The sequence below is a fragment of the Flavobacterium aquariorum genome (assembly GCF_003254745.1).
Classification (GTDB): Bacteria; Bacteroidota; Bacteroidia; order Flavobacteriales; family Flavobacteriaceae; genus Flavobacterium; species Flavobacterium aquariorum.
Genome location: NZ_QKXH01000052.1, coordinates 1 through 218, shown reverse-complemented (window position 1 = coordinate 218; position 218 = coordinate 1). Strand labels below are relative to the sequence as shown.

Annotated in this window: 1 protein-coding gene; it reads left to right on the top strand. The window is 46.8% G+C overall.

Features of this window, described 5'->3' with window-relative positions; all coding sequences use genetic code 11:
- The coding region (locus DOS84_RS19490) for a hypothetical protein (protein ID WP_165830473.1) at positions 1 to 218 on the top strand (218 nt) is incomplete at both ends.

Below are 218 nucleotides of genomic sequence, written 5' to 3'. Positions count from 1 at the left end.
AACTACAGCAGTTGCATCTGCAGGATATACCGTCACAGCCAGCAATACTGGTGGTTGTGGAACTGCAACATCGGTTGTAACCATTACCGTGAATCAAGCTCCGGCAGGATTGAGTTATACCGTTGCTTCGCCAAGTTATTGTGTTGGAACAGCAATCACTGCTAATAATGCATCGCTAACAACAGCAGGAAGTCCAGCAGCTACTTATGCGGTTAGTC